Origin of the sequence: Acinetobacter schindleri CIP 107287, from assembly GCF_000368625.1 — a bacterium.
GTDB classification, from domain to species: domain Bacteria; phylum Pseudomonadota; class Gammaproteobacteria; order Pseudomonadales; family Moraxellaceae; genus Acinetobacter; species Acinetobacter schindleri.
This window is the reverse complement of the sequence record NZ_KB849576.1, coordinates 119,099-138,155: the sequence shown is the minus strand read 5'-3', so window position 1 is coordinate 138,155 and position 19,057 is coordinate 119,099. Positions and strand designations below refer to the sequence as shown.

At 42.9% G+C, this 19,057-nt stretch carries 18 protein-coding genes and 1 pseudogene; 4 read left to right on the top strand and 15 right to left on the bottom strand.

Going from position 1 to position 19,057, the window contains the following annotated elements:
• Positions 1–588: 588 nt before the first annotated feature.
• Positions 589–2,232: an SLC13 family permease gene (locus F955_RS08260; protein ID WP_004893370.1), complete on the top strand. Its 1,644-nt coding sequence runs from the start codon at positions 589–591 to the stop codon at positions 2,230–2,232.
• A 60-nt stretch (positions 2,233–2,292) separates the two neighbouring features.
• Here F955_RS08260 and F955_RS08255 read toward each other — a convergent pair whose 3' ends face one another.
• The 3 genes from F955_RS08255 to sbmA all read right to left on the bottom strand — a co-directional run bounded on the left by F955_RS08255 (position 2,293) and on the right by sbmA (position 5,798).
• The gene (locus tag F955_RS08255; protein WP_004893368.1) at positions 2,293–2,814 is read right to left on the bottom strand and encodes a hypothetical protein; all 522 of its coding nucleotides are present in this window, start codon (positions 2,812–2,814) and stop codon (positions 2,293–2,295) included.
• Positions 2,815–3,007: 193 nt separating this feature from the next.
• The gene (locus F955_RS08250; RefSeq protein ID WP_004893365.1) at positions 3,008–3,994 is read right to left on the bottom strand and encodes a hypothetical protein; all 987 of its coding nucleotides are present in this window, start codon (positions 3,992–3,994) and stop codon (positions 3,008–3,010) included.
• A 610-nt stretch (positions 3,995–4,604) separates the two neighbouring features.
• Positions 4,605–5,798 (bottom strand): peptide antibiotic transporter SbmA, encoded by a 1,194-nt coding sequence (sbmA, locus tag F955_RS08240; RefSeq protein ID WP_004893364.1) that lies wholly within the window; start codon positions 5,796–5,798, stop codon positions 4,605–4,607.
• Between the two features lie 412 nt (positions 5,799–6,210).
• Here sbmA and F955_RS08235 point away from each other — a divergent pair, with 412 nt between their 5' ends.
• Positions 6,211–6,405 carry a hypothetical protein gene (locus tag F955_RS08235; RefSeq protein ID WP_004810999.1) on the top strand — a complete coding sequence of 65 codons (195 nt, stop codon included), beginning with the start codon at positions 6,211–6,213 and terminating at the stop codon, positions 6,403–6,405.
• A 191-nt stretch (positions 6,406–6,596) separates the two neighbouring features.
• Here F955_RS08235 and F955_RS16595 read toward each other — a convergent pair whose 3' ends face one another.
• The 12 genes from F955_RS16595 to F955_RS08180 all read right to left on the bottom strand — a co-directional run bounded on the left by F955_RS16595 (position 6,597) and on the right by F955_RS08180 (position 17,059).
• Positions 6,597–6,704, bottom strand: coding sequence for a hypothetical protein (locus F955_RS16595; RefSeq protein ID WP_017401650.1), 108 nt, complete (start codon positions 6,702–6,704; stop codon positions 6,597–6,599).
• An 18-nt stretch (positions 6,705–6,722) separates the two neighbouring features.
• Positions 6,723–7,727, bottom strand: coding sequence for a cytochrome d ubiquinol oxidase subunit II (gene cydB / locus F955_RS08230; RefSeq protein WP_004811002.1), 1,005 nt, complete (start codon positions 7,725–7,727; stop codon positions 6,723–6,725).
• The gene (locus F955_RS08225; RefSeq protein ID WP_004811005.1) at positions 7,724–9,163 is read right to left on the bottom strand and encodes a cytochrome ubiquinol oxidase subunit I; all 1,440 of its coding nucleotides are present in this window, start codon (positions 9,161–9,163) and stop codon (positions 7,724–7,726) included. Before F955_RS08225 ends, cydB begins: the two co-directional genes overlap by 4 nt.
• Before the next feature lie 9 nt (positions 9,164–9,172).
• Positions 9,173–9,367 carry a hypothetical protein gene (locus F955_RS08220; protein ID WP_004893363.1) on the bottom strand — a complete coding sequence of 65 codons (195 nt, stop codon included), beginning with the start codon at positions 9,365–9,367 and terminating at the stop codon, positions 9,173–9,175.
• Between the two features lie 63 nt (positions 9,368–9,430).
• Entirely contained in the window at positions 9,431–9,847 is a 417-nt protein-coding gene (locus tag F955_RS08215; protein WP_004811008.1) for a hypothetical protein, read from the bottom strand.
• A gap of 494 nt (positions 9,848–10,341) precedes the next feature.
• Positions 10,342–10,992 (bottom strand): dethiobiotin synthase, encoded by a 651-nt coding sequence (gene bioD, locus F955_RS08210; RefSeq protein ID WP_004893362.1) that lies wholly within the window; start codon positions 10,990–10,992, stop codon positions 10,342–10,344.
• Positions 10,989–11,741: a malonyl-ACP O-methyltransferase BioC gene (gene bioC / locus F955_RS08205; RefSeq protein ID WP_004893360.1), complete on the bottom strand. Its 753-nt coding sequence runs from the start codon at positions 11,739–11,741 to the stop codon at positions 10,989–10,991. The genes bioD and bioC overlap by 4 nt, the downstream gene beginning before the upstream one ends.
• The gene (locus tag F955_RS08200; RefSeq protein WP_004811013.1) at positions 11,738–12,907 is read right to left on the bottom strand and encodes an 8-amino-7-oxononanoate synthase; all 1,170 of its coding nucleotides are present in this window, start codon (positions 12,905–12,907) and stop codon (positions 11,738–11,740) included. Before F955_RS08200 ends, bioC begins: the two co-directional genes overlap by 4 nt.
• A complete protein-coding gene (gene bioA / locus F955_RS08195; RefSeq protein ID WP_017401651.1) occupies positions 12,904–14,184 on the bottom strand; it encodes an adenosylmethionine--8-amino-7-oxononanoate transaminase in 1,281 nt (426 codons plus the stop codon). The genes F955_RS08200 and bioA overlap by 4 nt, the downstream gene beginning before the upstream one ends.
• A gap of 87 nt (positions 14,185–14,271) precedes the next feature.
• On the bottom strand, positions 14,272–14,994 hold the full coding sequence (locus F955_RS08190; protein WP_004811016.1) for an alpha/beta hydrolase family protein: 723 nt from the start codon (positions 14,992–14,994) through the stop codon (positions 14,272–14,274).
• An 87-nt stretch (positions 14,995–15,081) separates the two neighbouring features.
• Positions 15,082–16,071, bottom strand: a complete 990-nt coding sequence (gene bioB / locus F955_RS08185; RefSeq protein WP_008305604.1) for a biotin synthase BioB — start codon at positions 16,069–16,071, stop codon at positions 15,082–15,084.
• Between the two features lie 505 nt (positions 16,072–16,576).
• Complete coding sequence (locus tag F955_RS08180; protein ID WP_004893357.1) at positions 16,577–17,059, bottom strand: VOC family protein; 483 nt, start codon at positions 17,057–17,059, stop codon at positions 16,577–16,579.
• A 279-nt stretch (positions 17,060–17,338) separates the two neighbouring features.
• On the opposite strand from F955_RS08180, the pseudogene F955_RS16840 reads away from it, so the two are divergent.
• Together F955_RS16840 and hppD are read left to right on the top strand one after the other, a co-directional pair.
• A pseudogene (locus tag F955_RS16840) lies at positions 17,339–17,492 on the top strand (spinster family MFS transporter); the annotation flags it as partial.
• 503 nt (positions 17,493–17,995) lie between these two features.
• Positions 17,996–19,057: a 4-hydroxyphenylpyruvate dioxygenase gene (gene hppD, locus F955_RS08175; protein WP_004893356.1), complete on the top strand. Its 1,062-nt coding sequence runs from the start codon at positions 17,996–17,998 to the stop codon at positions 19,055–19,057.

Genomic DNA, 19,057 nt, shown 5'->3' with positions numbered 1-19,057 from the left:
TTAATAATGCTTCGTACACAAGTAAAACTAAACGTGCATTAACCTCAAGTTCAGTAATCCCCATATAAATTTTTCCTCATTTTTTGATTGCTTTTTAAAAAAATTATCTATTAGCAAATTACTGATTTCACCTAATTTTTATGAGTTTATATCATCTAAAAAATAACATAGCTATTAAAAAAGCCTCCTCCATCGCAAAATTTGAAGACTTAGGACGTATACAACTTTCAAAGTTCTTTTTTTATGTGTGTTTAGCACCCTCATCCCCTTGCGAACTCAAAATATATTTTGAGGATTCTCATCCCAGTGGGAGAAGGAGCTTTCATTATAAATTAAATGCCGTCATGAATTTAATATTGGATATTCCCTCTCTTTTTAGGAGAGGGTTAGGGAGAGGTCTTTAAAAACAAACGCAAGTGATGAGCAGCACTGCTGCGCAAGGAAGAGGTATTTTGACAGCAAGCGCGAATAAGACCTAAAAAGCTCTAATTAAATACTGCATACCACCACAACATAAACATATACTCCAAAGATCTTTGATTATTCACCTATCTGTCACCCAAAATTCAGGTACAAGGAGAAAAATCAATGATCAACCAACTTTGGAATACTGTCTGGTCCAGACATCATAAAACTAAGGACCTATTCAAACGTTTAAATCCACACTTTATTTTGTCTCAACAGATTCAAGCGAACTCAGATTCATCTGACAATAATCACTCTAATACTAAACAACAGAATGGGTTCAAAGGTTCTTACAATAAAACCCAATGGCTCGGATTATTCCTCGGTCCATTGGTATTTGTATGGCTATACTTTGGCATGAGCTTTGAAGGCTTATCTTCAGAAGGTCAAGGTGTTTTAGCACTCACCGCCTGGCTTTCCATCTGGTGGATTTTAGAAGTTCTACCTTTAGGCATTACCTCTTTGCTGCCTATTGTCGTGATGCCAATGATGGGGACTTTGACCATCGCCAAAGTCACCTCCAGTTATACCGACCCGAATATTTTCTTATTCTTAGGTGGCTTTGCAATCGCGATTGCAATTGAAAAATGGAATCTGCACGAACGCATTTCATTAGGTATTATCAGTTTTTCCGGGTCTACTGTGAATGGTCTGATTTATGGATTTATGTTCGCCACAGCGTTTTTATCCATGTGGATTTCAAACGTAGCAACGGTCATGATGCTGTTACCAATTGGAATGGCAATTGTCTATAAAATCATTTCCTTACTCAAACAAGAAACAAGCCACGATCTGGATGATGAAATCAAATTTACTAAAGCCATTGTTTTTGCAATTGGATTTGGTGGCATTATCGGTGGCAGTGCAACCCTGATTGGTACGCCACCCAACCTGATTCTGGCAGGATTGGTCAAGGAAATTTATGGTTATGAAATTGGATTTGCACAATGGTTCATTTTTGCTTTTCCCCTTTGCTTAATTCTCGCCATATTCACGACCTTCTGGTTGACCAAAATTGCCTATCCAATGAAAGCGAAGAAAATTACTGAAGGTAAGGCATTTATTCAGTCAGAAAAAACCCGCTTAGGCAAAATGTCTTATGAAGAAAAAGCGGTCGCGATCGTATTTGCAGTCACTGCATTTATGTGGCTAACCCGTACATTTATCTGGAAAGATATTATTCCAGGCATTTCGGATACCATGATTGCTATTACAGCTGCTATGGCACTTTATGCAATACCTGCAACAGATGGGAAACGCCTTTTAAATGCAGATTCGCTTAATGAAATGCCTTGGGATGTTTTATTACTGGTCGGGGGTGGCCTTGCCTTAGCTGCTGGTTTTAGTAATACAGATCTTTCACAGTGGATTGGTCAGCAGTTACTGCTATTAAAAAATATGCCATATTTAATTGCATTATTATTAACAACAGCACTAACGATTAGTATTACTCAAGTCTCGCCAAATACTGCTGTAACGACAATTTTTGTGCCGATTGCCGCTACTTTGGCTCTAGCCCTAGATGTACACCCCTTACCTTTAATGACAGCTGCTGCACTTGGTGCTGGCTTTGCCTTTATGTTACCTATTGGCACACCATCTCAAGCCGTTATCTTTGCAACGGGTAAAGTCAGTATTCGCGATATGCTTATGCAAGGGACATTAGTCACTGTTCTCGCTACCCTTTTAATTGTAGCTTCAGTCTATTTTATTTTCCCGCTTGCTTTTGGATTGGATTTATTCAGCTTCCCAGAAGCATGGAAATAAATACTTATATTTAGTACCTCATAAAAAATCCTCCAGTATCGGAGGATTTTTCATTTCATATTATTTACTTCTTATCGAACCCAACTTATTCCAAATATCTGGCGTTAAAAACGTGGTTACCAGCTTATTCAGATCTACATAACGCAATATACCTTTAAGCTGATTGTTGATTTCAGGATTCTTTAAAATTTCCTCACCCGTACTACGTCCGAGTCCCTGAAAACTATTCCCCACAGCCTCCAGACCTTCTGCCTGAATTACCGCTTTGGTCTGTGCCGAACATTGCTCAACTAAAATACGCTGTAATACTGAAGCCAGATTTTTATCCAGACTTTCCTTCTGCTGGGCTGATACATTGCTATAGGCTTTTAAGTCCGGATGTGCAGACAAGGCCACAAAGGTCCATTGCATCACCGTGGTTTTATCGGCAGTTGTGGTAGACCTCTCCAGACAATTACTGAGCTGATCGACCGTTGGGCCTGCATTTGCTATTTGCACTACTCCCAACAAGGCAGTTGCCATCAGCGCAGAACGAACGATTTGGGAAAATCTGTGGCTTACAGGAGAAACATGGCGAGACATAAGCAAACTCCGATGAACAGTTTGCCCTTTGTACCACAAAGCATAACAGTTCATCTGTTATTGCATTGCAAAATCAATCTGATTTTTAGCAAAGTACTTGGCGCGTTGATTATGCTAGGCATTCACCCAATTTCAAAATAAAAATGCCACGTTCCTAAAGCGTGGCATTCTTATCGATTAAAGTCAGATTCTTTTAATTGAGCTGTTTCAACATATTCTTAGCACCCGCATGATTATATTGCGATGCCAGTCCGTTCAGGACGCGTTGAGCCTGTCCTTTGGCATTTGGAAAACGGCTGCTATACGTCGAAATACTGGTCAGACAACGCGCCACCAACATACCGGATTCAGTATAAACCCGCGTTCCTTCTGTGCCTTGCTGCTTGCCATAGTTATAAGCACGCTGAGCATTATTACAGGCATTATTCAGGTTTCTACCATTATTAATGTCACGCCGGGCAGTCACATACAGCTTCATTTGCTGCTGTTGTGGGGTTTCGTTCACACTTGCACGTGGAGCGGCAACTGTCACCGGCTTAGGCTCTTTCTTCTCAACTTCGACTTTGGCCAGTTCTTTGCGCTCAAGCTCTTTACGATCGTGGTCTTTCTGTTCTACTGTTGGTTTTGCTGTTACAGACGTTTTGGCAGTAGCCGTTGCCTTCACCACATTGACCTGTTTCTTGGCTGTCTTCGCAGTGCTCGCAGCCGCCTGATAAAAATTATGTGCTTCAGCTGTTTTCATCAGTCGGGTCAGCAACCGAACGTTACGGGTCTTGCTATTATTTTCTGCCTGACGTTCCGCAACAGGTTCAATCGACACAATCCAGCTTTCCGCAAGATCACCCATCGTACATTTATAGGCACCGATTCCCTGTACAACACCTCGATTTGCAGCGAGACGTGTACGCTGGGCAGAATCATTCACCAGACCAAATTTGCTCTTATACAGCAGGGATAACTTGCCCCCCTGTTCATGGCAATATTGCGTCATGACGGAACGTGGATACATGGCCTGAGTGGTATTATGGCGCTGTTGTTGATCCCATAGATAGACATAGTCTTTCGCCTTGCCATCTGGCTGATTGATGCCCCGTTTCACAATCAGTTCCTGAGGACTGTGAAAAGGATGTAATATATTTTTCTTTGCGCCTTGCATGCTATTACACGCTGCCAAGCTCATTGTTATTGTTATCAATAAAAATACTTTCAGTTTCACCGTAGATATCTCAACCCAAAGCATTCACATAAAATAATGCAAAACTGTGCAAACAACAAATACAAGCATCTGATTAATAGAATTATTTTTAAATTTAAAAATATCAAAAATGATAACTATGAGACATTTTAATGGTTATTTTTGAAATTATTTGCATTAACTTTCATGTGGTGCAGTATTATTTTTGAGATAAAACCTGCTCAAGAAAAAAGACCAAAGAAGGAAGTACGTACTTCTTTGGTCACTCATCTGGCAGGCTGGATCGAGCTTTTATACTTGCATAGCAAACCACTCTCCACCATCCGCATTCAGTTTATGAGCATTAAAATACTTAATTTTCATCAACGTACATTTATTATTTTTATACGTCAGCGGGGTTGAAAATTAAGTACCAAACACGTTTGGCCCTTAGGATTCTAGTCAAGCGAATATTCACTGAATATCCCCAAATTGGGAGGTTTTACAAATATTTTGCCTATAACTGACCGTTCATCGGATACTCCGGCCAATCCTGAGTTGATATAAAAAAGACCCGCCATAAGGCTGGTCTTTTTAAAATACCAAACACTATTTTTTAATGAATATGAGATTCAAACGCTTTCAGACGCTTGTAGATCGACATTAACTCGATAATCTTTGGCCAAGACAAAATCAGGTACTGGAATGATTCACGGACCTTATTAAACACATTCAGGATCTGCATCATCAGACCTAAAGTAATTACTCCCGCTGCAATACTCGGAAATAGCACAAACAGGCCATAGATATTGTCGAGCTGCAAATACCAGATCCGTACCATATTGAAATAGGCATAGTGGAAATACAGGCGGAAATAATTCCAGCGCACCCGGCTAAACAGCTCTTTTAGTGTCAGTGGCTGGGCACGTTCGGCATGATCTTCCCCATATACCAGTTCTTTACGGTAAGCCGCTTCGACTTTCTGGTTATTAAACTCCAGTCCTGGCAGTTTCATACCAACGACCATTAATACCACTGTACCAAAGACCGCCCAGCCCAAGGATGCCCAGACCAGCGCGTGACTAATCTCACCCACAATGGGTAAGGTCTTGACGTGACTTGAAAGCTTATACAGAACTGGCAAAAAAGCCATCAGCAACATAAACGATTCAATAAAGGAAACGCCGAGTTCTTCAGTACTGCGAGCAAAGCGCATGGTATCTTCCTGAATACGCTGTGAAGCCCCCTCAATATGCCGCAGCTTTTCCCAGTAAGCCGTATAGTAATCATTCATTGCTGTCCGCCAACGGAACACATAATGACTGACAAAGAACATGTTAAATACTGCCAGGGTGACATAAATCATCGCGATATAGATAAAGACCAATGCGCCCTGATAGAGCAAAGTTACGTCCCCACCACCACTGGTCAGCATCTTCTGTATCTGGTCATAGAACGGACTGTACCATTCATTCAGCACAACATTGACCTGAACCCCAAACCAGATATTGAACAGGATAAAGGCCGAACCCCACACCGACCAGCGCTGCCAGGGATGACGCGCTACCACATACCAGAATCCTGCAAAAAGCGCAGTTGCAGTCAGGAACCAGAGATAGAACCACAGGAATTTCTGTGACCAGAAACGGCTGATATCAATCGCCATCGTCGCTTCATGGTAGCCTTCGCTAAAACCCACATAACTGCCCCAGCTTGAACCTCCACTATGCCAGATCGCGAGGTTGATAAAGAACCACACCACCACGCTGAGAAAAAACCAGACGGGTTTTGGAAAGAAAGACTTAAACATGTCCTTTGCATGCTCCTTATTTTTAGTAGACCTCAGGTCAATCAATCATGATGAAATCTGCAGCAGTGTAAAGCAGTTCATAACAGGTTTTTCAACCTGATCAAAAAAATATCTGCCTGAAAACTGCTTATTTTTATCAATCTATTTGTAAGCATGAATCATTATGTGTGTAGTGAACTGAATACTTATGTGACGCATCCTGTGATCCATCTTTTGTTGGTTTTAACATCAGTTAACAAGCCTGTACAGAATAGATACGATATATGGTTATTTTCCATCCTACACTACAGCGATATGCACTATTGAAAGAGATCATTCCAATTTTTCATTTTGCAAAAACTATTAAATAACAAAGAAAAATTATGCTATCCTTGAATGAATAGTAAACATAATAACCGCGGGAAGTTAACTCATGGAAAGCTCTGTAATTGAACTACTGAAGCCAATCACCTTGGAAAAAGAAAACTGCACGCCAATTATTTATGAAGAAGGTACAGTGCTGAAAGTAGTTATGCAAACACCAACCAGTCTATTGGTCACTACAGACAACCAGTTTAACTTTACTGTTGCACTAAAAGATGAAAATACAATCTGGAGAGAATTGTAATTCTGCTGATTCAAAGTTTGGTCTGGGTTGTTGTATGTTTTACTTCTTCTCCTGAATACAGATCAACACCTGCCTGACAGTATTATTATTTTAATCCTAAAGCTGAAAACAGATAAAAAAACCTCCCATCACATCGGGAGGTTTTTTTATTGTCTTAAGAAAAATGTAGAATCTTGAGACCTACTACACAATCAATATGCCAGCTTTAGCAGGAAGCGGAAAAAGCCTGCAATGAGAGCCATTGTGACAAAGCCTGCAAGCCATAACACAATAAACCAACCTGCCCGATTCAGTTTCATCCTGTTTCCTCCACAAGCCTAATGATAGCCATCATCACCTACCCGTACCTTATCCCGGAACACCCAATAAGACAGACCGGTATAAAACAGGATAATTGGGATGAGGATCAATGCACCAATCAAGGAAAACAGCTGACTGCTTTGCGGTGCGGCGGCTTCCCAAAGGGTAACACTTGGCGGAATGATATAAGGCCAAAGGCTAATGAGAAAACCGGTGTAAGCCAGGATCACCAGCGCCAAGGTATAGATGAACGGTGCAAATTCCTGACGGCGTTTACAGGCACGCAGCGCCATAAATGTAAATAATACAACCAGTATCGGCACCGGACTAAAATAGAAAATCTGTGGTTGACTAAACCAGCGCTCGGCAATCTGTTGATGTGCCAATGGCGTATACAGACTAACTGCTCCAAAGACCAGTAATAACACAATGATAAGTTTTGGCATCAACTGGAACATTTTGTCCTGTAACTCGTGGTCGGTTTTAAAGATCAGCCAGCCACAACCTAGGGTTGCATACAGGATTACCACACCTACTCCGGTAAACAGCGAAAATGGAGTCAACCAGTCCAGTCCACCACCGCTATAAATGCCATTCGTGGTTTTAATGCCCTGAATGTAAGCGCCAAGAATTACGCCTTGCAAGAAAGAGGTCAGAAGCGAACCACCAATAAAAGCGATATCCCACCAATGCCTGCCACGATGTGCCTTAAAGCGAAATTCAAAGGCAACTCCTCGGAAAATCAGTGAGATGACCATCAAGATAATCGGCATATATAGCGCGGACAGCACGGTTGAATAGACCAGTGGAAAGGCTGCAAACAGACCTGCTCCACCGAGTACCATCCAGGTTTCATTGCCATCCCAAACCGGTGCCACGGTATTCATCATCACATCGCGTTCATGCTGATCCTTAAAGAAGGGAAACAGAATGCCTATGCCCAGATCAAAGCCATCCAGTACCACATACATCAGTACACCGAGCGCGATGATCGCAATCCAGATCAATGACAGGTCAATCATTTGTTATTCTCCTGATCACGTTGAGCACGGTCATCCTCTTCATTTTGCTCAAAGGTACTCATTGGACGTTTAGACGCACGGATGACTTCACCCTCAGTATGCGGACGGGCATGGATAAATTCTGGTCCCTTATGCATCATTTTCAGCATGTAATAAATCCCGACACCAAATACGACACAATAGACCACTACAAAGATAATCAGAGTAAGTCCGACCTGTTCAGCTGATACAGGTGAGAGTGCATCACGAGTGCGCATAACCCCATAGACCACCCATGGCTGACGGCCCACTTCCGTAGTAAACCAGCCTGCCAGTAAAGCAATAAATCCGGAAGGTCCCATGAAAAAGGCGAATCGGTGCAACCAGCGGGCTTCATAGAAACGACCCGTTTTACGCAAGATCAGACCCGCCAGCGCCATCAAAAGCATCAGCATGCCCAGACCGACCATGATGCGGAAGCTCCAGAACACTACCAGCGAGTTTGGGCGGTCTTCAGGCGCAAAATCTTTTAGACCCTGCACTTCACCGTCCATACTATGGGTCAGAATCAGGCTGCCCAAGTTTGGTATGCCGATAGCATATTTGGTTTCTTCGGCTTCCATATCTGGAATACCAAACAGATAAAGTGGCATTCCTTCACCACGGTTAGTTTCCCAGTGTCCTTCAATCGCAGCAATCTTGGCTGGCTGATATTCACGGGTATTTAAACCATGAAAATCTCCTACAATTACCTGTAGGGGTGCCAGCACCAGAATCATCCACATCGCCATGGAAAAAGACTTTTTGACCAGTGCATCACGGCGACCTTTAAGTAGATGCCAAGCAGCTGTAGCCGCTACCAGCAGTGCCGAAACCAGAAAGGCAGCAATCCCCATATGCAATAGACGATACGGAAAAGACGGGTTAAACACGATAGCAAACCAGTCCTGCGGCATGATGATGCCATTTTCAATAATAAAACCCTGCGGGGTCTGCATCCAGCTGTTGGAGGACAGAATCCAGAACATGGAAATACAGGTACCAAGGGCAACCATTACCGTAGCAAAAAAATGGGTTTTCGGACCGACCCGATCCCAGCCAAAGAGCATGATACCGAGGAAACCGGCTTCCAGGAAAAAAGCTGTCAAGACTTCATAAGCCAGCAGTGGTCCAGTGACACTTCCAGCCACTCTGGAAAATTCACTCCAGTTGGTGCCGAACTGATAACTCATGACCACACCAGAGACCACCCCCATACCGAAGGCTAATGCAAAAATTTTGATCCAGAATTTAAACAGATCCCGGTAAACTGGATCTTGGGTTTTGAGCCAGCGCCATTCCAGAACGGCCAGAAAGCTGGCCAAACCGATGGAAATCGCAGGGAAAATAATATGAAAGGAGACAGTAAAGGCAAATTGGATACGTGCCAGTTCCAGCGCAGTTAAACCTAAATCCATGTCATCACCTTATTGTAGAAGTTGTTGGTGAGAGAACTTCAGCTTAAACAGCTGAAATGGCTTCATTATTTTGTAGTTTAGGCCGTATACGATTTTCACAATGTTGCAAATCTGTAGGACTTTAATATCTGCATCCTGCCCTTTTTCCAGGCTAAGCGGGTTCGCTCCGTCATGGGTCAGCCATGCGAAATTTGTGATGTTCATGTTATTTCACTCTTTAAAACGTTTTAGATAGCGGCAAGGTCATGCCTTACCGGACTTGGCGTATTAAAGCGTGACAGGAGGTGCTCTGCCTTGCGGTAGCAAATACAGCCGTTGCAGGGAAAAATAGACATGTCGGTAAGCGGATTTATAGAAACTCAGCTTTACCTGAATCCGGTCAATGACCTCATCAATACCAAAATTAAACGGCAGCACAATGTCACCATATACGGTACAGTACTGGCATTGATGGTTATGTTCATTATGGTCATGATGATGGCCGGATTCGGCCCCCAGATGGTCAATCAACGCATGATAGCTTGCGTGTACATGCTGATGCTGCTTCGGTGAGAGAAGATTATGTGTAATAGAGAGACAGACCGGGGCAATATGGTATTGCTCCGGTAATAGCGGCTGTAAATATACAGCAAACTGTAATAGCAGCGTTGCACATGCCAACAGTAACCCACTACGTTTCAGCAAAACATTCTCTCGAATTGACCGAAGTGAAGGAATATTGAGACTGAGCTTAGATCAAAATCCAAGCATTATACTCAACTTTAATATTATAACCTTATAATATATATATTTATTATAAAAGCCCTATTTTCATTCTTAATTTTTATAGATTTTTGAATATAAGAAATTAATTTTCATGTTCTAGAGGTTATTCATTTCAGGAAAAGTACCACCGCATACTTTGAACAGGAATGCGCCGAGCCACAAAAATAATATCTAAATTGAGATTCTCATCTTGTTACAGTAGCAGGATCAGACAGAGAGCTACGCTTCAACTTAAAATATTTTCCGGCAGAAAAAAGTTTAGCTGAATGACCACCCTGTCCGAATCAGGCAGGCTTTTGTTCCAGTACGCTATAAATTTCACATTCTCGACAGCACAAATCCGGTCAACAGAAACTGTTCCGGATGAATTTTCTTTATTGCATAGCACCATACTACCAGGCTAAAACAGAGATTCAGCTTTCCTGAAATACCGGAATATCCAGCCACTGTGCATTTGAAAAATCCTTTTGCAAACATTGCTGCAGATACTGAATAGTATCCTGTGCAATGACTTCATCCTGAGCATCATCGGCATGGTTAAATGCCAGCGCATACAGCTCAATCTTACGCTGCTTGAGCAGTTCCAGACTGAGCAGAGTGTGGTTGATACTGCCAAGACGACCTGAGGTCACCAGAATGACAGGAAGCTGCTGTGCGGCAATATAGTCTACGGTGAGCAGGTCTTCTGTCAGTGGTACCATCAGGCCACCTGCTCCTTCCAGCAGAACACGGTCAAACTGTGCGGCCAGTTGCTGTGTGGCCTGTTCAATTTTTTGAAAATCTACTGGACGCTGGTCCAAACGTGCTGCCAGATGGGGCGATGCCGGATAGCTATAAATTTCCGGCATAGTTAGCTTTTGCTGATCTTCTGGCAGCAAGCCACAGCCCATGATCTTGCGATGCTGTTCGATATCTTCAGAGAGATCAGTGTTGCCCGTCTGGATCAACTTCTGGGTAATAGTACGAATGCCCTGCGCATTCCAGATTTTGGCCAGAAAACCGGTGGCATAGGTCTTGCCAATACCGGTATCTATACCGCTGACAAAATAGATGTTTGCGTTCATGAGCGCTTCCGTGCAATGAGATAAATCGGGTGATAGGTCAAAGGATACTTCTGGCTATCTGGTAGCTGGAATTGTTGATATTGCTCATAAAAAAGCCGCAAAGAAGATTTGCTCCAGCGGAAACCATCTGCCGTCGCCTGTACGCCGGTGGCCTTGATATGTTTCAGTACCTCGCGAGGATGTTCAAACTCCAGAATCAGGCGCTGTTCCTCCTGTATCAGGACCTCATAACCACAAGATTCCAGCAGTTCAACCATTTGTGGAAGTGAGCGATATTCCAGCCCCTGTCCAGTCAATACTTTAATTTCTTTTAAATTGTCCTGTGCATAGCTGGCAAAGCAGAACCAGCCAGACGGATTTAAAGCCTGATGAATTTTCCCAAATAAAGCGTCCAGATGCTGCACCCATTGCAAGGCAGAACAGGACACCACCAGATCCAGCGATTGTGGAAGTGGCAAAGTTTCGATATTGCCAATTCCCCAGTAAATCCGGCCATCTTCCTCAAAATGCTGTTTAACTTCTGGATAAAGGTCATTTAAAAACAACTGGTCGAAACTGTAATGCTGCATTAGCTGACGGGTAAACAGACCTGAACCACAGCCAATTTCCAGGATACGCTGTAAATTTACCGGAATATGCGCTTGCATATACTGGAACAGTTGCATTGCTACCCGACGCTGGGCAATAGCATGCTGTTCATAGCTGGACTGTGCCTGAGCAAAGCGCTGCGCGACCTGATCAGTTTTCATCGTGGCAACTCCTGCAGAGCATCCTGCAACTGTTGCAGCTGTACCGGACTAACCTGCTGATGTAAACAGATTCGCAATCTGGAAGTGTTTTTAGGTACAGTCGGTGGACGTACTGGCAGGACATAAAAACCCTTTTGCTGTACATATTCTGCTGCAGCGACGGTTTTGGCTGCATCGCCAATAATTACCGGTACAATTTGAGAACTGGATGGACAAGCATAACCCAAGGCCTGAATGCCCTGATGACAGCGCCTGGCCAGACTGGCAAGCTGTTGGCGCTCTTCCTGCATTTCTTGCATTTTCTGGAAAATAAAATGCGTCCAGGCCATACAGATTGGGGGCTGTGCAGTACTAAAAATTAGCGGACGCATGCTGTTGATCAGATATTCACGAATAAGCGGATGACAGACCAGATAGCCACCGACTGAAGCCAGCGCCTTACCAAAAGTTCCGACCAGCAGGTCAATCTGGTCTATGACCTGATACTGCTCGGCACAACCCAGCCCGTGTTCACCACGCACACCAATGGCATGGGCTTCATCCACATACAGCATAACCTTATCAAATTGCTGTTTGAGTGCCACTAATGCACCGAGATGCGTTTCATCACCATCCATACTAAAAATGGATTCAGTGACGACAATGATGCGCTGAATATTATCATCTGCCTGATACTTTACTAAAAGCTGTTGTAGATGTTCCAGATCATTGTGCCGGTAGCGTACATAGCTGGCATTGGATAAACGGATACCATCAATGATGCTGGCATGTACCAGCTTGTCGGCAATAATAATGGTCTTGCTATCCGCCAATGCTGGCAGAATCCCGATATTCATATGATAGCCGCTGTTAAACAACAGCACCGAACGACCAAAAGCCTGTGCCATGCTGGTCTCCAGCTGTTCATAGGCCGGGAAATTTCCAGTCAGCAGGCGCGAAGAACTGGCACTCATCTGTCGTTCAGCAAGCGGTGTCAGATCAAAAAATTCTTCCCGTAGCTGCAGATTGGCCGCCAAGCCAAGATAGTCATTGGATGCCAGATTCAGCATTTCAATCCCATTCAGCTGAAGATAAGGCTGGCTGGAAATCCCCTGCTTAAACTGGCGGTACTGGCCCTGCTGTTTCAAATTATCCAGTTGCTGCTGAAAATGTTCCAGATGCTTCATTCTGTTGTTCCCATTGCCTGAATCATCTCGCACATATGCACCAGTAAAGTTTTAAGTTGTTCAGCAGAAATCACAAATGGTGGCATCACATAGACCAACCGACCAAAGGGACGAATCCATACGCCACGGCGTACACATTCTGCCTGGAAGCTAGCCAGATCAACAGATTGCTGTAACTCCACGACTCCAATCGCGCCAAGTACGCGGATATCCGCAACCTGCGGCAATGCATTTAATGGCTGTAAATGGTCTTTTAATACTTGTTCAATCTGCTGCACTCTTGCCTGCCAGTCCTGTGACAATAAAAGCTGGGTGCTTTTGAGTGCCACAGCACAGGCCAGTGGATTCGCCATAAAGGTCGGGCCATGCATAAATACGCCAGCTTCACCACTGGAAATGGTTTCTGCGACATGCACAGTTGTCAGTGTGGCTGACAAGGTCATATAACCACCAGTCAGCGCCTTGCCCAGACACATAATATCTGGGCTAATACCCGCATGTTCACAGGCAAACAGTTTGCCACTCCGGCCAAAACCAGTCGCGATTTCATCCAGAATTAACAGGATATTGTAACGATCACACAGCTGACGTACCTGGCGCAGGTATTCCGGATGATACAGGCGCATGCCACCTGCTCCCTGCACAATCGGCTCAATAATCATGGCTGCAATCTGTTCATGCTTTTCTGCTAACAATTGTTCCAGTGGCCGGATATCATCAACTTGCCATTCACCATCAAAACGGCTTTGTGGTGCTGGAACAAAATAACGGTTCGGCAGACTAGAACCAAAAATCTGGTGCATGCCCGTGACCGGATCGCAGACCGACATAGCATTCCAGGTATCGCCATGATAGCCAGAACGTGTAGTAACAAAATTGCTTTTCTGTGCCTGACCACGCGCATGCCAGTATTGCACCGCCATTTTCAAAGCCACTTCCACAGCAACCGAACCGGAATCGGCATAGAAAATCCGATCCAGTGGCTCTGGAGTAATCTCAATCAGCAATTTAGCCAGATCAATCGCTGGCTGATGGGTCAGGCCACCAAACATCACATGTGACATGGATTCCAACTGGGTCTGCACCGCCTGATTCAGCTTTGGATGGTTATAACCATGAATCGTGCACCACCAGGACGACATCCCATCAATCAGCTGTGTGCCATCTTCCAGTTCAATTACAGCACCATGTGCCGCCCTCACCTTGTAACAAGGCAAAGGATGACTCATGGAAGTATAGGGATGCCAGATATGCTGCTGATCAAAAGAATCGTGCACGGAAAATAACCTAAACAATAGCGCTGTCCTGATCTTAACGGTTTAATTCTGAAATGAACATCTAGCTGACCTTTAGCATTTTTCTGATTAACGAAGTTTTTGTAAAAATTGCAAGATTGGCTCAATGACCAAACTGGTATCGAACAGGATAGCATCGTGCGCAGCTGAAATTTTTACCAACTTCAGATGATCTGCATTGAACTGTGCAATATTTTGTATAATTTTGCAGGGAACTAACATATCGTTCTCAGAATTTATAAATAGCATCTTGCCAGGATAGCTTTTTAAGATATCTACCAAATTTAATTGTTCTAAAAGATAGAGATAAGCCTGCTGATAGGATAAATCAATATTTACCAACTGCTCTTGTAAATGTTTTGCCCGTTCTCGTGGTGCTACTGAACCCAAAGTGACCAGTGCACAGAAGCGTTTTAGAGCCTGTTGAGGTTGTAACATCACCGCATGTTTAAATTGCTCATACTGCACTTTGGGCATAGCATGAGGCCAGTTTTCTTGCGCCACAAAGCAAGGGTTTGACATACAGGCAATTACGGGCTTGGCGACTTGTATCTGCTGATAGATTGCATTAGCCAATAACACTGCTAACTGCCCGCCAAGTGACCAGCCAATCAGTACATCTTTATCAGCTGCAGCCTGTACCTTTTCTGCCAGTACTGCTGCGTTATTCGGATCAAAGATATCCCAGACTTCGATCTGATGCTGTGGTGTTAACTGCTGTTCTAGCTGCTGTACAAATTCGTTCAGTACCTGAGTCCCCAGTCCCCAGCCGCTGATGAGCAGAATTTTCATCAATCCTGTTCCCTATTTTTTGTCATCTATTCAATAAAAAAGGGACCAATCTCTTTCGAAATGATCCCTGATATACAGCTGAAAAATTTAAGCAGGCTGCATGGCATCCATAGCAAGCTCGCGGCCGGTTTTCTTCGGTGCTTCCGCTTTTAACCCCAGTTTGGCAAACAGTGCTTTGTCCTTGCCTTCACCACTATTCGGTGCAGTCAGCAATTTATCACCTGAGAACAGCGAGTTAGCACCTGCCATAAACGCTAAGGCTTGATCCGAATCAGATAGAGATTCACGGCCTGCAGACAGACGGATATAGCTTTTTGGCATGATGATACGTGCTACGGCAATCGTCCGGATCCAGTCAATCACATCCAGCTTTTCCACATCGGCGAGCGGTGTTCCTTCGATTGGCACCAGCATATTAATTGGTACCGATTCTGGGTGAATTGGCATGGTCGCCAGTTCAAATAATAATCCCACACGGTCCTGTTTACCTTCACCTAACCCGACAATCCCGCCACTACATACATTAATTCCAGCTGAACGGACATGGTCTAAAGTATTTAAGCGATCGTCAAAAGTTCGAGTGCTAATGACATTCGCGTAATATTCACGCGAAGTGTCGAGGTTATGATTGTAATAATCCAGTCCAGCATCTTTTAAACGTTCTGCCTGAGAGGCATTCAACATACCTAAGGTCATGCAGGTTTCCATACCCAGCTTTTTTACTTCCTGGATCAATTCCAGCACATAAGGCATATCGCGCTCATGCGGATTCCGCCACGCTGCGCCCATACAGAAACGGGTCGATCCTGATTCTTTCGCCTGTTTTGCTTCAGCAATCGCTTTTTGTACCTCTACCCTTTTTTCAATTTCCAGATCTGTATCGTAATGGGCAGACTGGGAGCAGTATTTACAGTCTTCCGGACAACGACCGGTTTTAATAGAGAGCAAGGTGCTGACCTGTACGGTATTGGCATCAAAATGCTCACGATGAATTTGCTGTGCCTGAAATAGCAGATCCATCAGTGGTTGATCATAAAGTGCCTGAATCTCGTCACGCGTCCAGTCATTGCGAATCATAGTCTCAACATCAATGTTAAAAAAGAATGCAGAAATAATACGCGGTTTTTTAAAAAATGGTTTAGCCTTTTCTATCAAAATTCGAGGGAATGGCGCTAATTTATAAGCTGAGCTTTTCAATCAATTACAATTTTATACTGCAAGATTTTATGATTTAAGCTGCTTTAATCCTTATTATTTATATATAAAACTTATAAATAAAATTCTCAATTTCTGTCTTGATAAAGATTAATAATGAATTTGCAACTTACTCACTATCAAGCTCCTAAAAGCCAGTAAAACCAAGCTTATGGCAGAAAATTTAGAGCCCTTGGCTCTAAAAATCCAAGGGCTTTTTTATAAAAGTATTGTTTAACTCAAGCTGACAATTCATTAAAGTTTAAATCTGAGTCGGTACAAATAAAAAGCGCAAGATTTTTAAAATTTAGTTCAATCTATGTCTATTCATAAAGTGACTCGCTTCATCGGAAACATCAGATATATAAGCTGTATCAGTCCACATAACTTAACCACGAACCGCTGCCTGAATTATTGCTACATCAATTTTCTTCATTTTAAGCATGGCATCGAATGCCCTTTTTGCTACTAATGGATCTGGACTGTAAGATGCTTCAAGTAAAGCCATGGGGATAATCTGCCAGGAAATTCCCCATTTATCCTTACACCAGCCACATTCACTTTCCTGCCCACTATTGTTCACAATCGCATTCCAGTATCGGTCCGTTTCTTCCTGATCTTGTGTGGCCACTTGAAAGGAAAAAGCTTCATTATGCTTAAATTCTGGTCCACCATTTAAACCAATACATGGAATACCCAAGACCGTAAAATTGACTGTAATGACATCTCCCTCTTTTCCTGACGGATAATCTCCAGGGGCAAGGACTATTGCTCCTACTGACGAGTCTGGAAAGGTTTGCGCATAAAACCGTGCAGCCTCTTCAGCATCGTGATCGTACCAAAGGCAGATGGTATTTTTTGCAATATTCATGATCTCACCTCTGCGTAGAGATTAAGAGATGACGCATTTGTTTAGCCATGCTTTACGTTTTTGAGTGGCTACACAAATTTATCTGTGCGTTCTATATTCGACCTAAGCTGGCAAAAGGCCAGTTTCTTTATTGTGTTTTTATTCTTCGAATTGTAATAGCAGGTACTTCTTGATCTGCCGCAGATTTTATAAAGTACTTTGCAGCTGTTCCAAGCCACCAAAATGTTTATAAAGTTGTCGATGTCCAAGTCGACAATATGCCTTGCTTTTTCATTTACCCTGATTACACATAAATATGATGAAAATACCTTAATGGTCGGAAACTCCATTTCTATCGTCAATGCGGTGGCCGAGGTAATTGGTGTTTTCCTACTGTATAAAGGTTGCCTGTATCTATCGTGAAAGTATAGAAGTGGAAAAACTGACAGATTAAATTCCTTTCAAGCAGTAAAACCTTTAACCATTTAAGGGCCTTTTCTTTCTTTGTGGAAAATCAATTTAAAACCAAGTTCTGCATATTTCAATTTTTCAGGTTCTTTTCCTAAAAACCTGAGCTCAGCAAGCCTTGCAAAATAGCTCGTTTAAGACGGCTTAGCCTTACAAAAAGCTACATTTCCCGTGCATTAATTTCTTGGAATCATCTAAAAAATATTTTTATGAATAACATTAATTTATGTTATAAATTACCCCATTATTTCATTTTATTATTTATTGCGTAATTAAATTACGTATTGAATAATATCTTATATCCAGTATGATGAGGTAAATTCCTTCTTTTTCTTGTATGCATCAGGAATCGATGCAGTTCAGCAAGAAAAGAAGTCAGGCAAACGGATTTGTCTACTCAATATAAAATGGCAGTGATACATCCGTGAGTCCTGAACAAGACAGTAAAAGATGAGCAATAGGATTGCTTTTAAATAATGAGGATGTTGTATGAATGAATTAGCCAATCCATTAGAACTGTGCGGATTCGAATTTATTGAATTTGTCTCTGAAGATGGCCAGCTGGATCCTGTTTTTCAAACCATCGGATTCACCAAAGTGGCGAAGCATAAATCGAAAAATGTTTACTTATGGCGCCAAGGCAATATTAATATCATTCTGAATTATCAGCCTGAATCATATGCAGCATATTTTTATAAAGAGCATGGCCCTTCTGCCTGTGCAATGGGATTCCGTACCAAAAATGCTGCGAAAGCCTTTCAAAAAGCAATTGAAATAGGTGCGGAGCCAATTTACAACAAAATCGGCCCAATGGAGCTGAACATTCCGGCGATTAAAGGCATTGGCGGTTCTCCAATCTTCCTGGTGGATTGTGACATTTACCAGAATGATTTTATTTTCTTTGATAACGTTCCATCCCGTCCACTGGGTACAGGTTTAAATGAAATCGATCATTTAACCCATAATGTGTATAAAGGCCGTATGCAGTACTGGTCAGATTTCTATGAAAAGATTTTCAATTTTCAGGAAATCCGCTATTTCGATATTAAAGGTGAATACACTGGCCTGACTTCTAAAGCCCTGACAGCGCCCGACGGTAAGATCCGTATTCCACTGAATGAAGATTCAGACAAAGGTAATGGTCAGATTGCTGAATTCTTAAATGAATTTAATGGTGAAGGCATTCAGCATATTGCCTTTATTTGTGATGATCTTCTGGAAACCTGGGACAAGCTTAAAGCCTTAGGTACCAAGTTTATGACACCGCCGCCAAGCACCTATTATGAAATGCTGGATGAGCGCTTGCCAAATCATGGTGAACCGGCAGATGAACTGCAAAAACGCGGCATCCTGCTAGATGGCAATACCAAAGACGGTAATAAACGCCTGCTGTTACAGATTTTCTCTGAAAATATGATTGGTCCGGTGTTCTTTGAGTTTATCCAGCGCAAAGATGACGATGGCTTCGGTGAAGGGAACTTTAAGGCCTTATTTGAATCCATTGAACGTGATCAGATCAAACGTGGCGTTCTGGACATCTCGAAAGCCTGA